We start from the raw sequence: 14,136 nt of genomic DNA, 5'->3' as shown, positions 1-14,136 counted from the left end.
TCATGCGCGCCGCCAGGTCCAGGCCCGGAAACCCCAGCTGACGAGGCCGTTCGGATCGCGCGCGAGACCTGCGGCCGCGACGCCGAGCAGCACCACCGCCACCCCGGCGAACGCCGGGAACCCGCTCTGCAGCACGGGGAGCAGCATCAGCAGCACCCCGCCGAGCAACGCGCCGGACACGGACGTGACGCCCGCGATCACCGCGAACAGCAGCAACGGCAGGTTGTTGAACAGCTGGAAGTCGCTCGCCGCCACGGTTTCCCGCAACTGCGCGAACAACCCGCCCGCGAGCCCGGCGATCGCCGCCGACAGCGAGAACACCCACACCCGGATCCACCGCACGTTGAGCCCGAGGGTCGCGCAGGCGGCCGAGCTGTCCTTGACCGCGATCATCCGCCGCCCGAGCCGGCCGCGCCGGATCGCCAGCACCCCGATCCCGACCAGCACGAAGACTCCCGCCGCCACCAACAGCTGACCGGTCGCCGACCCGACCACCGGCGGGACCTGCAGACTCCCCCGCACGCCGAACGCGATCGGCGACTGCAGCACGAGCTTGTCCATGAGCTGCGCGAACCCCAGCGTCGCCAAGGCCAGGTAGAGCCCGCTCACCCGCAGCACCGTCAGCGCGATCAACGCCCCGACGACGGCCGCCACCGCGGCCCCGGCCAGCAGGCTCACCGGCGACGCGCTGCCGAGCCGCGCGACCGTGACGGCCCCGATCCCGACGAACGTGAACTGCCCCAGCGACACCACCCCGCCGTACCCGGTGAGCAGCACCATCGACAGCAGCACGATCCCGAACACCAGAGCCAGCGCGAGCTGCCCGGCCACCACCGAGTCCACCAGCAAGGCGAGGGCGAGCACCACCGCGGCGAACAACCCGGCGGCGATCCCGGTCGTCAGCGCGGTCGGCACCGCCACCCCGCGCTGCCCCCGCACCCCACCGATCCGCAGCGGCGACTGCGGCATCGCCAGCAGCACCACGAACAACAGCAACGCCGGGATCGCCGCCCGGAAGGAGATCCAGAACGGCGACGACGGCAGGTAGGCCACCGCGTACGACTGCACCAGCCCGAGCCCCAGCGCCCCGGCGAACGTCCACGGCAGACTCCGCAACCGCCCCACCAGCGCCGCGGTGTACGCGGTGATCACCAGCAACGTCATCGTCACGTAGTCGAGCTGCACCACCGGCGTCAGCAGGATCCCGCCCAGCGCGGCCAACGCCGACCCGATCGCCCAGCTCAACGCCGACAACCGGTGCGGCCGCGTCCCGTACAGCGCCGCCAGCTCCGGCGCGTCCACGCAGGCCCGCATCGCGAGCCCGGTGCGCGTCCGGTTGAGCAGCACGTACAACCCGCCCGCCACCAGCACCGCGCACAGCAACGTGATCAGGTCGTGCCCGCTGACGAACGACTGTCCGATGTGGACGCCGAGCTGGTCGAGGAACGGCCGCACCGGCCGCGCCTGCGGCGGCCAGATCACCTGCGCCACCCCGATCAGCCCGACCAGCACGCCGACCCCGGCCACCAGCGAGATGCCGACCGGCGCGCCGACCAGGCGGCGCATGATGAACCGTTCGACGACGAGCCCGAAGAGCGGCGCGGCCACGCCGACGACCAGCACCAGGGCGAGCCACTGCGGGAGGCCGCGGTTCTCGGCGAGTTCCCAGTAGAGGAACGCCATGACCATGCCGATGGCGCCGTGGCCGACGTTGAACACCTTGGAGGTGCTGTAGGTCAGCACGAGGCCGCCGGCGACGACGGCGTAGGCACCGCCGGTGACGAGGCCGAAGACGGTGTAGGCGAGGAGGGCTGTCATCCGCCCACCCCCACACCCGAGCCCGAACCGGCCCTCATCCCCCGACCCCCGTGTCGATCAGCGATCCACACGAATAGCCGGAGGCGGGAGCCAGCCGCGACCACGCCCCGCCCTTCAGCCGCACCAGAGTCATGCAGGCCGAGGTCCGCTTCCCCCCGACGTCCTGCGGCGCCACCATCCCCTCGGCGGTGAAGTCGTGCACCTGCCGCACCGCGTCCAGCACCGCCTTGCGCGTCAGCTGCGGCCCCACCTTCGCCGCCGTCGTCACGAACAACCGCGCCGCCGCCCAGGCGAACATCCCGAAGTACGACGGCGCCGCCCCCGGAGCCACCCGCCCCAGCCACTGCTTGTACAGCGCCACCTGGGCGTTCGACTCCTCGAACAACGCGCCGTTCGTGTAGACCACCGTCCCGTCGACCGCCGCCCCGCCCTGCCGCACGTAGACGGGGTCGTAGGCCGAGGGGTCGGTGATGAACGCCTCCGGCGTGTAGCCCTGCTGCCGCATGGCCTGCTGCAACCGCACCGCGTACTGCGCCGACCCGATCCAGTAGACGATCTTGGCGCCGGTCTCCTTCAGCTTCGCCACGTAGGGCGCGTAATTGACGTCCGCGATGTCGATGGCCTGCGAGTACACGAACTTGATGCCGCGCGCCTCCGCCGCCTTCTGCATGCTCTTCGCGTTCTGGGCGCTCGCGTCGGCGTTGAGGTACATGTACGCGGCGTTGCCGATCGCGCCGGGGAACGCCTGCTTGACCAGGTCCGGACCGGCCGACGACACGAGGTTCACGACGTTGGACGCGGCACCGAAGCTCACGGCCGTGCGCTGGCGCTGGGCGGTGACGGTGGAGGCTCGCAGGTCCGGAATCCCGCACCCGGCAGCCGCCGGTCCACCGCCCTGGTCGAACGCCGACATCGAGCCCACCAGTGCGAAGGCCTGTTCGCACGCCTGGGAGGTCGCCTGCTGGTCGCCCCCGCTGTCGGTGCGCGAGTCGAACGACACCAGCTTGAGCTTGCGGCCGCAGATCGATCCTTGGGTGGCGTTGAAGTACTCGACGAACGCCTTGGTGGCCTGCTGCGCGGACTGGAAGATGCCCGGCACGGGGCCGCTGATGTCGGAGATGTTGGCGATCGTGATCTCGCCCGCGGTGACGCCCTTGTCCGTGGCGCCGCCGGTGCCCTGGCAGGCGCCCGCGATGCTGCCGGGCGGGTTCGGCTGCTTGTCGGGCTGCTGCGGGTTCGCGGCGCCCGGCTGCTCGCCCGCGGTGCCGTCGGGCACGGCGCCGTCCTCGCCGGTGACGGCGCCGTCCTGGGCACCCGCCGAGCCGCCCTGGGGCACGACGAGTGCGGCGCGTTGGTCGTCGGTGAGCCTGCTCCCGCACCCGGCGATCAACGCGCAGATCGTCAGTGCGATCAGTGCGGTCCTGCGACGCATACGGTCGGACGCTAGGGCTCTGCATCCATCCAGGTCCAGGCTGGTTCTAGAACGCGTTCTACATGCAAAGAATCGCACGGAAACCCGTCACCAAAAGACCCTGCTCTCGTTAGAGCACCCCGCAAGAACGCGTTCTACCTAGGAGGGCGGCAGCGGTTCCGGACGACGGGGCCTGATCACGTCGCCGGACGACTCGCCGCGCACCCGGCGCACGACCCACGGCACGACGTGCTCGCGCGCCCACTTCCAGTCCTCCGCGCGCTTGGCGCGGCGGTCGACCAGAGGAGCCACGCCGAGCACGGTCCGTTCCAGCGCGTGCGAGACGCCGAGACCTTCGAGCACCGAGATGGCGACCTCGGTGTGCCCGAGCGAGTTGAGGTGCAGCCGGTCGACGGACCACATGCGACGGTCGCGCAGCTGGCGCATGCTCCACATGTCGACGAGCACGCACGAGTGCTCGGCCGCGATCGAACGCACGTGCTCGTTGTAAATGGCCACGCGACCGCGCATCTTGCGGAACACCGGATCGTCGGCGCCGTCCACGCCCGTGAAGAGGATTACGCGCGCGCCCGCGGTGACGAGGCGCGCGACTGCCGCGCGATATCGGCGCATGAGTGCGTCGATGTCCACTTTGGGGCGCATGAGGTCGTTGCCGCCCGCGTAGAGGGAGACGAGGTCGGGCTTCATCGCGAGAGCGCGGTCGAGCTGCTCGCCCAGCACCTGCGGCATCAACCGGCCGCGCACGGCCAGGTTGGCGTAGGTGAACTCGGGGTCGAGAGAACCCAGCACGTCGGCGACCCGGTCGGCCCAGCCGCGCACGCCGTTCGGCCTGCCGGCGTCGACATCGCCCACTCCCTCGGTGAACGAGTCCCCCAACGCCACAAAACGCTTGCTCATGCTCACGACCCTATGTCGGCCATATGCAGCGGGAACGTCCGGGGGTTGCGGTCAGCGAGATAACGGTTCGATAACGGCGGCGTCTCGAACTGAGGCGCGCTCCCTTTCCGGGCCGTATCCCCGTTCGTGCGACTCCCCCTGGACTTGGCGAAGCCGACGCGACTGATGGTCGCGCTGGCAGGCTGTGCGCTGGCAGTGCTCCTGAACACCGGGAGCGCCGCCGGCCAGCCCAGTACGACGCCGTCCACGCCCATCTCCACCCCGCCGCCCGGGAGCAGCGGGACGGGCGACGAGGTCGTCCAGACGCAGTGGGGCCCGCTGGGACCGGCCGACAGGGACTTCCTGAACCGCGTCAAGCAGGCCGGGTTGTGGGAGAAGCCCGCGGGTGAGAAGGGCAGGGCCAAGCGGCCCGACCAGCCCAAGATCCTCGAGGCCAGCAAGCACCTCATCGAAGGACACACCCTCCTGGACAACGTGGTGAACCGGGCGGGCGTCCTGCTCGGCCACACGCTGCCCACCGAGGCCTCCGACGAGCAGAAGGGCTGGCTCGCCGAGATGGACGCGGCGACCGGCGACGAGTTCGACGCGGTGTTCGCCAACCGGCTCCGCGCGGCCCACGGCAAGGTCTACGCCTACGCCGCCCAGATCCGCGCGGGCACCAAGAACGAGCTGGTGCGCATCCTCTCGACCCAGGCGATGATCACCGTCTTCGACCACATGAAGGTGCTCGAGGACACCGGTCGCGTCGACTTCGCAGGACTGGAGTCACCGGCACCCCTCGCCCCGCCCCCGCCCGCGGACGACAACGCCGCGCCAGGTGACCAGGCGGCGGGCGACCAGTCGACCAACCCCACCGACGGCGTGATCCCGACCGTGCCCGAAGGCACCCGGTTCACCCGCACCGCCGAGCAGGGCGTCTTCGGTGAGAACAACGGCGTGTTCTTCGGCGCCATCGCGGTGCTCGCGCTCGCGCTGGTGGGGATGAGATTCATCTCCCGGTCGAAGAAGTCCCGACGCAAGTCTCGTTCGTTCTAAAACAGCACACCCAGGTTCATATCGAAGACAGCGGCGCCATAGCGCTGCCGGCTTCGCCATGCCGTTTTACCGGACTACCACGAGGTGGCAAATGGCTATTCACCGGAGGAAATCCACGATCTGGCTCACCGCCGCAGCGGCGGCGATGGCCGTGGTCGCGGGCGGTGCCGCGGTGGTGGCCATCAGTTCTTCTGATGGCTCCGCGCTCGCCGACGGGGCGGACAAGAGCTTGTTCGTCGACATCACCAAGGTGAAGCCGAACGTCAAGAAACCAAAGCAACAGAACAACGCCACCACCGGCACGTTCACCGTGGACTGCGGGCGGAACGAGAACGGGCACTTCAACCCGGACAACTTCATCGCGCAGCCCGGTGTCCGCAACGGTGCCCAGCACCTGCACGACTACGTCGGCAACCTGTCCACCAACGCGGACTCCAACAACCAGTCGCTCCAGGCGGCGGGCACGACCTGCAAGAACGGCGACAAGTCCGCCTACTTCTGGCCCGTCGTGCGCATCATCGACGAGGAAGAGGCCGCGGAGGGCGGCCAGGAGCAGGCCCCGCCGAAGAAGGACGACAAGGCGCAGCAGGACAAGGACAAGGCCGTCAAGAACCAGGCCCAGCTGCAGTGCCCCGACGTCGCGTCGCTGCTGCCCGAGAACGTGCCGGACGGCGCGCAGGCGGAGATCGACAAGGAACTCGAGAACATCGAGAAGGTGACCGAGGAGGCCGAGAAGAAGGTCGCCTCCACCAAGGCCCAGGACCGTGACAACGTCATCGTCGGCCCGACGCGCGAGAAGCGCGCCGCGATCCTCAACCGCATGATGCTGGCGTTCTCCCGCCAGGGCGTGCAGGCCCCCGACCTGAACCCCGGCGCCGCGTGCGCCGTGAAGGACGCGGCCGCCGGCGAGCAGGGCCTCGACAACGGCAACGAGAACAGCGACAACGCCCAGGCCGAGGGCACCGAGGACAAGCAGAACCAGAACAACGCCGAGGAGAACGCCGAGAACGAGCTCGAGGGCAACGAGGGCGAGATCCAGCGCCCGGCCGTCGTCGACCTGACGTTCCGCGGCTCGCCCGTCGGCAAGGTCACCGCGATGCCCAAGTTCCTGCGCGTGCTCTACGGCGACGCCAAGGCCGGCCAGAACGGCCCGAAGAACGCCAAGGCGTCCTGGACCTGCTCCGGCTTCGAGGACAAGGTCCTGATGGACAAGTACCCGATCTGCCCGCAGGGCTCGGACGTCAAGCGCATCCACGACTTCCCGAGCTGCTGGGACGGCAAGAACATCGACTCGGCGAACCACCGCGACCACATCGTGTTCCCGGACGCCAACGGCAAGTGCAAGCAGGGCTTCAAGGCCGTGCCGCAGCTGCGCATCTCGCTGACCTACAAGATCCCGAGGGACGTCCAGCAGGCCGGCCGCTACCTGGTCGACTCCTTCCCGGAGGAGGAGCACAACCCGCTCACCGACCACGACGACTTCGCCAACGTGATGTCGCAGAAGATCATGAACCGCCTGGTCAACTGCGTGAACTCGGGCAAGAAGTGCCGCGAGTGACGCCCTGACCGTCGTGTCTGAAGGGCCCCGGTGCACCTCCCGCGCACCGGGGCCCTTCGCTGTCCTTTGTGGAGCGTCAGTCGGAGTTGCACCACACGAGGATTCCGGGACCGTCCGCCGTGATCACGGGAAGCCACGCCTCGTCGGCCTCCCGCAGGCGGCTCTCGTCCAGCAGCGGAGTGGTCGGCACCTCGTCCTCCGACAACGCGCACGCCCAGTAGATGAGCCTCCCCACGGCGTCGCGGAGCTTGGTCAACTCGGCGTCGGTCCACTCGTGGCCCCGGGCACCGGCACCGCGCAGGTCCTTCTCGAACAGCGGGCGCAGGACGTCCAGCGCGCCGAGTCCGTTCACCGGCACGAGGAAGCCCTCGACGTGCCCGTGCCGGCAGGCGGTTCCGCCGTACTGGTTCTCGTAGACGACCCCGGTGGGTGCCTCGACCACCACGTACGTCCAGGCGTCACCGGCGGTGCCGTCGGGGTCGAGGACGACGAGGCGTTTCCGGCTCATGGCCGACAGCGTGACGGGCCGTGCCCCCGCACTCAACTCGAATTTCGTTGTACCCGGTGGAAACGCCGCGGTTAGGCTGCGTCCGTGGCGAGAGGGAACCGCACCTGGCGGGACGTGGACGGCGAGCGGATCGAGGGGACCTGGCGGCACGTCCTCTACCGGGAGGGCGGCGACTACTCCCTGCGGGATCTCTTCATCTACGCGGACGGCATGGTCGGCTTCTGGAGGCTGATGCCGTTCGACGAGTTCGAGCGGGACATCGCCGCGTACGCGCCCGAGCTCCCCGACAGCGGCACGGCTTCGGCCTACGACCTGGCGTCGTGGACGTTCACGGAGCCGCGCACCTGGCTGACCGCCGAGAGACTCCTCGCCGACGTCCGCGACGACCTCGACCGCCTGAACCGCAGGCCCGACTCCACGGACCGCTGCCACCTCGCGCTGGACGCCTTCCGCGCGCAGCCGGACGAGACCACCCGCGCCGCCCTGCGTGCCGCCTACCTCGCCATCCCCGAGCACAGGCGGCAGTTCGCGCTCGGCGACATGGACCACCACGACTGGCCGTTGCAGGCGCTCGCGTTCGGTCCGGGCGGCACGTTCGTCCTGCGCGGCGAGGAACACGCCATCACCGCCGACGTCCACGACCGCGCCCTCGCCTACTTCGCCGACGGCGACGAGCGGGTGCGCCAGTACGAGGAGCGCAACCCGCCGGAACCCACCGGGACGAGCCTCCCGATCGACAACGTCATGTTCCCGAACGGCTGGCCGGACGACGTGGGCGTCCTGGTGCTGCGCAACACCTTCCCGTCCCCCATCCTCGTCGGCGGGCAGACGCACGCGAGCGTCGCCGAGGCCTGGAAGGCCGTGGAGGCGACCGTCGCACCGCAGGCGCGCACCGCCGTGATGGCGACGTTGCTGCGCCTCAAGTTCGCGCAGCACCCCGACCTCGCGGAGACGCTGAAGGAGACCGGAACCGCGCGGCTGATCTACTCCGATCTCTCCCCCTTCTGGGGGCACGGCCGGAACTGGATGGGGCGCCTGCTGGAGCTGGTTCGCGCGGAGTTGTTCGTTCACCACGATGAACCGGTTCACCAGCATGAATCTTCGACCGGGATGTTTGACCAGAAAGGTATAGACCACTAACACTGGCCGCATGGTCACCCGGTCCTGCACGGTTCTGATCGCACTGCTGGCATCCCTTCTGGTGCCTGTCACCGGTTCAGCCCAGGCTGCGCCGGCGACGTTCGTCCACCCGGGAGTCGTCGTGTCCCGGCCACAGCTGGACTTCATGCGCGCCAAGGTCCAGGCCGGCGCCCAGCCGTGGAAACTCGCGTACGACCGCATGATGGCGTCGAAGTACGCCGACCTGAACCGCACGCCGAAGCCGCGTGCCGTCGTGGAATGCGGTCCCGTCAGCAACCCCAACAACGGGTGCACCGACGAACGCGAGGACGCCCTCGCCGCCTACACCCTGTCCCTCGCCTGGTACGTCACCCGCGACGTCCGGTACGCGAACAAGGCGATCCAGATCATGGACGCCTGGTCGAACACGATCCGCGACCACACCAACTCCAACGCCCCGCTGCAGACGGCCTGGTCGGCGAGCAGCTGGCCGAAGGCCGCCGAGATCATCAAGCACGTGTACGGGAACTGGCCCAACAGCGCCAGGTTCGGCACGATGCTGCGCACCGTCTACCTGCCGGAGATCCAGAACGGCCGCGCGAACACCAACGGCAACTGGGAACTCAGCATGATGGAGGCGTCCATCGGCATCGCCGTCTTCCTGGAGGACCGCGCCGCCTACGACAAGGCCATCGGCATCTTCCGCACGCGCATCCAGGCGTTCATCTACCTGAACACCGACGGCGCGCTGCCGAAGACGCCGCCGGGCAGCGGCATCGACACCAGGGCGGAGATCGTCTCCTACTGGCACGACCAGTCCACGTTCGTCGACGGCCTCACCCAGGAGACCTGCCGCGACTTCGCCCACACCGCCTACGGCCTGTCCGCCGCCTCGCACCTCGCCGAGACCGCGCACATCCAGGGCCAGGACATCTGGGGCGAGATCAAGGACCGCATGAGGCACGCCTGGGGCCTGCACTCGAAGTACCAGAACGGCGAGCCGATGCCGTCCTGGCTGTGCGGCGGCAGGCTGAGCCGCGAGCTCGGGCCCACGCCGGAGGTCAGCTACAACGCGCTGAACACCCGGATGGGCGTCGCGATGGCCAACACCAAGGTCTACACCGAGTCCAACCGTCCACACGCGACGGACAACCTGTTCATCGCCTGGGAGACCCTGACCCACGCGGCGAACCCGTCCTGACGCACCCGCAGTGGGGGTGGCCACGCCGGTCACCCCCACCGCCGCCGCACGACGTGCGGCTCACCCACCGCGACCGCGACCGCCCGCGCCGCCCTCGGCACCTGCCGGCCCACGACGCACGGTGTGACCACTTCCGCGAGTCTCGGGATGAGAGCGCACCCGCGGACGACTAGCGTGCGGTCATGACCGATACACCGGACGTGAAGCCCCGCAGCCGCGACGTGACCGACGGCCTGGAACGCACCGCCGCGCGCGGGATGCTCCGGGCCGTCGGCATGGGTGACGAGGACTGGGAGAAGCCGCAGATCGGCGTCGCCTCGTCGTGGAACGAGATCACCCCGTGCAACCTCTCGCTCGACCGCCTCGCGAAGGCGTCGAAGGACGGCGTGCACGCGGCGGGCGGGTACCCGCTCGAGTTCGGCACCATCTCGGTGTCGGACGGCATCTCGATGGGGCACGAGGGGATGCACTTCTCGCTGGTGTCGCGCGAGGTGATCGCCGACAGCGTCGAGACCGTGATGCAGGCCGAGCGGCTCGACGGGTCGGTGTTGCTCGCGGGGTGCGACAAGTCGTTGCCCGGCATGCTGATGGCGGCCGCGCGGCTCGACCTCGCGAGCGTGTTCCTCTACGCCGGGTCGATCCTGCCGGGCCGGGTCACGCTGACCGACGGCACCGAGAAGGAGGTCACGATCATCGACGCCTTCGAGGCCGTCGGTGCGTGCGCCAGGGGTCTCATGAGCCGCGAGGACGTCGACCGCATCGAACGCGCGATCTGTCCCGGCGAAGGCGCGTGCGGGGGCATGTACACGGCGAACACCATGGCCAGCGCGGCCGAGGCGCTCGGCATGGCGTTGCCCGGCAGCGCCGCTCCCCCGGCGACCGACCGGCGCCGGGACGGGTTCGCGCGCAGGTCCGGCCAGGCCGTGGTCGAGATGCTCCGCAAGGGCATCACGGCGCGGCAGATCATGACGCGGGAGGCGTTCGAGAACGCCATCGCGGTCGTCATGGCGTTCGGCGGTTCGACCAACGCCGTGCTGCACCTGCTGGCCATCGCGCACGAGGCCGGCGTGGAGCTCAGCCTCGACGACTTCAGCCGCATCGGCGCGCGCGTGCCGCACCTCGCGGACGTGAAGCCGTTCGGGCGGCACGTGATGACCGACGTCGACCGCATCGGCGGCGTGCCCGTGGTGATGAAGGCGTTGCTGGACGCCGGTCTGCTGCACGGCGACTGCCTGACGGTCACCGGCCGCACGGTCGCCGAGAACCTCGCCGACATCGCCCCGCCCGATCCGGACGGCCTGGTGCTGCGGGCGCTCGACAAGCCCATCCACCACACCGGCGGCATCACGATCCTCAAGGGCACGCTCGCGCCGGAGGGGGCCGTGGTCAAGTCCGCGGGCTTCGACTCGGACGTCTTCACCGGCACCGCGCGGGTGTTCGACCGCGAGCGCGCCGCGATGGACGCGCTGGAGGACGGCACGATCACCGCGGGCGACGTCGTGGTCATCCGGTACGAGGGGCCGAAGGGCGGGCCGGGCATGCGCGAGATGCTCGCGATCACCGCCGCGATCAAGGGCGCCGGCCTCGGCAAGGACGTCCTGCTGCTCACCGACGGCCGGTTCTCCGGTGGCACCACGGGGCTCTGCGTCGGGCACGTGGCACCGGAGGCGGTCGACGGCGGGCCCATCGCGTTCGTGCGCGACGGCGACCGGATCACGCTGAACGTCGCCGAGGGCACGCTCGACGTGGACGCCGACCTGGAGAGCCGCCGCGAGGGCTGGGCGCCGCTGCCCCCGCGCTACGAACGCGGCGTGCTCGCCAAGTACGCGAAGCTCGTCGGCTCGGCCTCAGGCGGAGCGGTCTGCGGCTAGCGCCTTGGCGTTTCTGGCCGCCCGGACCAGCTCGTCCGAGGGCGATCCTGGCGGCCAGGCCAGCACCGTCGTCACGTCCGGGGCGTCGGTGACCGGCACCGCGACGTGCTCCGGCCACTGCCAGGCGCGGCTGGAGGCGGGGATGACGAGCAGGGTCAGGCCGAGCGCCACGAGCTGGGCGAGCTGCGACTGGGTGCGCACCTCGGGCCCCGGGCCGTCCGGGTACGTGCCGTCGAGGCGGGGCCAGCGGGCGATCGGCAGGCCCGGCACGTCGCTGACCTCGGCCAGCGTCACGCTCTCCCGCGCCGCGAGCGGGTGCGCGGCGGGCACGATCGCCACCTGGCCCTCGACGTGCACGTCCTCGGTTTCGAACCCGGCCAGGTCGTCGTAGGGCCGGTGCATGATCGCCACGTCGGCCTGCCCGTCGCGCAGCCGGTGCGCCTGCTCCCCCACCTCGCACAGCAGCACCTCGACCGGCACCCGCACCTCGTCCAGCAACGCGCGCAGCAACTCGTGCGACGCCCCGGCCTTCGTCACGAGCACCAGCGGCCGGTCCGGGTCGCCCGCGCGGCGCGTCCGGCGAGCCGCCGCCGCGACCGCGTCGAGCGCGATCCGGGCCTCCCGCGCCAGCACGCGGCCCGCGTCGGTCAGCGCGGCGCCGCGGCGGTCGCGGTCGAACAGCCGCACGCCCAGCCGCCGTTCCAGCAGGCCGATCGCCCGCGACAGCGGTGGTTGCGCGATGCCGAGCCGTGCGGCCGCGCGCCCGAAGTGCAGTTCCTCGGCCAAGACGACGAAGTAGCGCAACTCGCGGGTTTCCAGGTCGTCCACACCGCCGAGGCTAATACCCGGCGGGTATCAGGGCTTACTGAATCGATCTTGGACAGCGCCCGGACGCGCGCCGAGCATGGACGACGTGAACGACACGAAGACCGCGCTGGTCACCGGCGCGAACAAGGGAATCGGCTTCGCGATCGCCGAAGGACTCGGCGCGCTCGGGTTCCGGGTGGCGGTGGGCGCGCGCGACGACGTCCGCCGCGAGGAAGCCGTCGAACGCTTGCGGGCGAAGGAAATCGACGCGTTCGGCGTCGCGCTCGACGTCACGTCCGACGACAGCGTGGCCACGGCCGCGGCCTCGCTCGACCGGCTCGACGTGCTGGTCAACAACGCCGGCATCGGCGGCCCGATGCCCCAGGACCCGACCGCCCTCGACCTCGGCACCGTCCGGACCGTCCTCGACACCAACGTGTTCGGGGTCGTCCGGGTCACGAACGCCGTGCTCCCGTTGCTGCGCCGGGCGCCAGCGCCGCGCATCGTGAACGTGTCGAGCAACATGGGTTCGCTGGCGCTGCGCACCGGCCCGGTCATGGCCGCCTACGCGCCGTCGAAGTCGATGCTCAACAGCCTGACCGTCCAGTACGCGCGGGCGTTCGAGGGCACGAACGTCGTCGTGAACGCCTGCTGCCCCGGTTACGTCGCGACCGACTTCACCGGCCACGCGTCACAGCGCACACCCGAGGAGGGCGCCGCGATCGCGATCAGGCTCGCCACCCTGTCCGACGACGGCCCGCGCGGCGGCTTCTTCGACGACGCGGGAGTCGTCGCCTGGTGAAACATCAGGTCGCCCGGTCGGTTGAACCGCCGCCCGCGCACGGTCACCCGGTCGGCGGTCACCCGCGATGTGGCAGCGGACCGCGGGTACCTCGCGGTGGCAAGCCACCAGCCAATCGCGAGAGGGACGACGCAATGATCGACCAGAAGCACGTGGACGCCCTGTACGACTGCGACGTGATCGACAACCAGGGCGAGAAGATCGGGTCTGTCAAACGGGTCTGGCTGGAGGACGGCACCGGCAGGCCGATGTGGGCCGAGGTCCACACCGGACTGTTCGGCATGAAGGAGAGCTTCGTCCCGATCCAGCAGGGCGAGGTGGCGGGCGGCGGGATCACCGTTCCCGTCTCGAAGCAGCAGGTCAAGGACGCGCCGAGCGTGCGCACCTCGGACGACCACATGACCGACGAGGAGCAGGACGCCCTCTACCGGCACTACGGGATGATCCCGCAGGCCAAGACCGGCGAGCACGACCGGATCGACGGCGGGCAGGACCGCAGGCGCGCCGCCGCCCAGGGCAACGCCACGCGGGGCGATGCCCTGGGCCGCAACGAGATGCGTGCCGAGGGCGGGCGTGGCACGGGTGTGCGGGACGAGGGCGCCGAGGTCACGCTCTCCGAGGAGAAGCTCGACGTCGGCACCCGCAACGTCGAGACGGGCCGGGTGCGGCTGGTCAAGCACACCGTCACCGAGCAGCGCAACATCACCGTGCCGGTGACGCACGAGGAGGTCCGGGTCGTCCGCGAACCCGCGAAGGGCACCGCGGGCAAGGCCTTCACGGACGAGTCGGCCGAGGTCACGCTGCACCGCGAGGAACCGGTGGTGCAGAAGCGCACCGAGGCCACCGAACGCGTCCGGCTCGAGAAGAACGCCGTCACCGAGCAGCGGGAGGTCAAGGGCGAGGTCCGCAAGGAACGCGTCGAGGTCGAACGCGACGACGAACCGCGCGGCCGCCGCTGACCGGACGTCTTCGCGAACCGCCCACCACTTCCGCCGGTGGGCGGTTCGCCAGTGGTGCGGCTCGCAACGCTACCGGTGGAATTCGCGGTCAGACGGGCGCATCGTGGTGCCGCCCCCCACGTCCTCATT

The 14,136-nt window shown here is 70.3% G+C and carries 12 protein-coding genes; 7 read left to right on the top strand and 5 right to left on the bottom strand.

Annotated elements, in window-relative coordinates; genetic code table 11:
- The 3 genes from QSK25_RS01140 to QSK25_RS01130 form a co-directional block, all read right to left on the bottom strand.
- The gene (locus tag QSK25_RS01140) at positions 1-1,818 is read right to left on the bottom strand and encodes an ABC transporter permease (protein ID WP_285631098.1); all 1,818 of its coding nucleotides are present in this window, start codon (positions 1,816-1,818) and stop codon (positions 1-3) included.
- 34 nt (positions 1,819-1,852) lie between these two features.
- Positions 1,853-3,250 carry an ABC transporter substrate-binding protein gene (locus QSK25_RS01135; protein ID WP_285631095.1) on the bottom strand — a complete coding sequence of 466 codons (1,398 nt, stop codon included), beginning with the start codon at positions 3,248-3,250 and terminating at the stop codon, positions 1,853-1,855.
- Positions 3,251-3,388: 138 nt separating this feature from the next.
- Positions 3,389-4,147 carry an SGNH/GDSL hydrolase family protein gene (locus QSK25_RS01130; RefSeq protein WP_285631092.1) on the bottom strand — a complete coding sequence of 253 codons (759 nt, stop codon included), beginning with the start codon at positions 4,145-4,147 and terminating at the stop codon, positions 3,389-3,391.
- Between the two features lie 126 nt (positions 4,148-4,273).
- On the opposite strand from QSK25_RS01130, the gene QSK25_RS01125 reads away from it, so the two are divergent.
- Together QSK25_RS01125 and QSK25_RS01120 are read left to right on the top strand one after the other, a co-directional pair.
- A complete protein-coding gene (locus QSK25_RS01125; RefSeq protein ID WP_285631089.1) occupies positions 4,274-5,182 on the top strand; it encodes a DUF4142 domain-containing protein in 909 nt (302 codons plus the stop codon).
- A 91-nt stretch (positions 5,183-5,273) separates the two neighbouring features.
- Positions 5,274-6,740 (top strand): DUF1996 domain-containing protein, encoded by a 1,467-nt coding sequence (locus QSK25_RS01120; protein ID WP_285631087.1) that lies wholly within the window; start codon positions 5,274-5,276, stop codon positions 6,738-6,740.
- Positions 6,741-6,816: 76 nt separating this feature from the next.
- On the opposite strand, the gene QSK25_RS01115 is transcribed toward QSK25_RS01120, so the two are convergent.
- A complete protein-coding gene (locus QSK25_RS01115; RefSeq protein ID WP_285631085.1) occupies positions 6,817-7,248 on the bottom strand; it encodes a DUF6210 family protein in 432 nt (143 codons plus the stop codon).
- 84 nt (positions 7,249-7,332) lie between these two features.
- Between QSK25_RS01115 and QSK25_RS01110 the strand changes: the two genes are divergently transcribed.
- The 3 genes from QSK25_RS01110 (at position 7,333) to ilvD (ending at position 11,439) form a co-directional block, all read left to right on the top strand.
- On the top strand, positions 7,333-8,388 hold the full coding sequence (locus tag QSK25_RS01110; RefSeq protein WP_285631082.1) for an NADAR family protein: 1,056 nt from the start codon (positions 7,333-7,335) through the stop codon (positions 8,386-8,388).
- A gap of 121 nt (positions 8,389-8,509) precedes the next feature.
- Complete coding sequence (locus QSK25_RS01105; protein ID WP_285631079.1) at positions 8,510-9,568, top strand: alginate lyase family protein; 1,059 nt, start codon at positions 8,510-8,512, stop codon at positions 9,566-9,568.
- Positions 9,569-9,750: 182 nt separating this feature from the next.
- Positions 9,751-11,439 (top strand): dihydroxy-acid dehydratase, encoded by a 1,689-nt coding sequence (gene ilvD, locus QSK25_RS01100; RefSeq protein WP_285631076.1) that lies wholly within the window; start codon positions 9,751-9,753, stop codon positions 11,437-11,439.
- Here the strand turns inward: ilvD and QSK25_RS01095 are convergent.
- Positions 11,416-12,267 (bottom strand): LysR family transcriptional regulator, encoded by an 852-nt coding sequence (locus QSK25_RS01095; protein ID WP_285631074.1) that lies wholly within the window; start codon positions 12,265-12,267, stop codon positions 11,416-11,418. The two genes, ilvD and QSK25_RS01095, sit on opposite strands and share 24 nt — an antisense overlap.
- A gap of 76 nt (positions 12,268-12,343) precedes the next feature.
- On the opposite strand from QSK25_RS01095, the gene QSK25_RS01090 reads away from it, so the two are divergent.
- On the top strand, positions 12,344-13,048 hold the full coding sequence (locus QSK25_RS01090) for an SDR family oxidoreductase (protein WP_285631069.1): 705 nt from the start codon (positions 12,344-12,346) through the stop codon (positions 13,046-13,048).
- 134 nt (positions 13,049-13,182) lie between these two features.
- On the top strand, positions 13,183-14,007 hold the full coding sequence (locus QSK25_RS01085; RefSeq protein ID WP_285631066.1) for a DUF2382 domain-containing protein: 825 nt from the start codon (positions 13,183-13,185) through the stop codon (positions 14,005-14,007).
- Positions 14,008-14,136 lie beyond the last annotated feature (129 nt).

The organism is Lentzea sp. NBRC 102530 (assembly GCF_030269365.1).
Lineage (GTDB): Bacteria > Actinomycetota > Actinomycetes > Mycobacteriales > Pseudonocardiaceae > Lentzea.
This window is presented reverse-complemented; position numbering and strand designations above follow the sequence as displayed.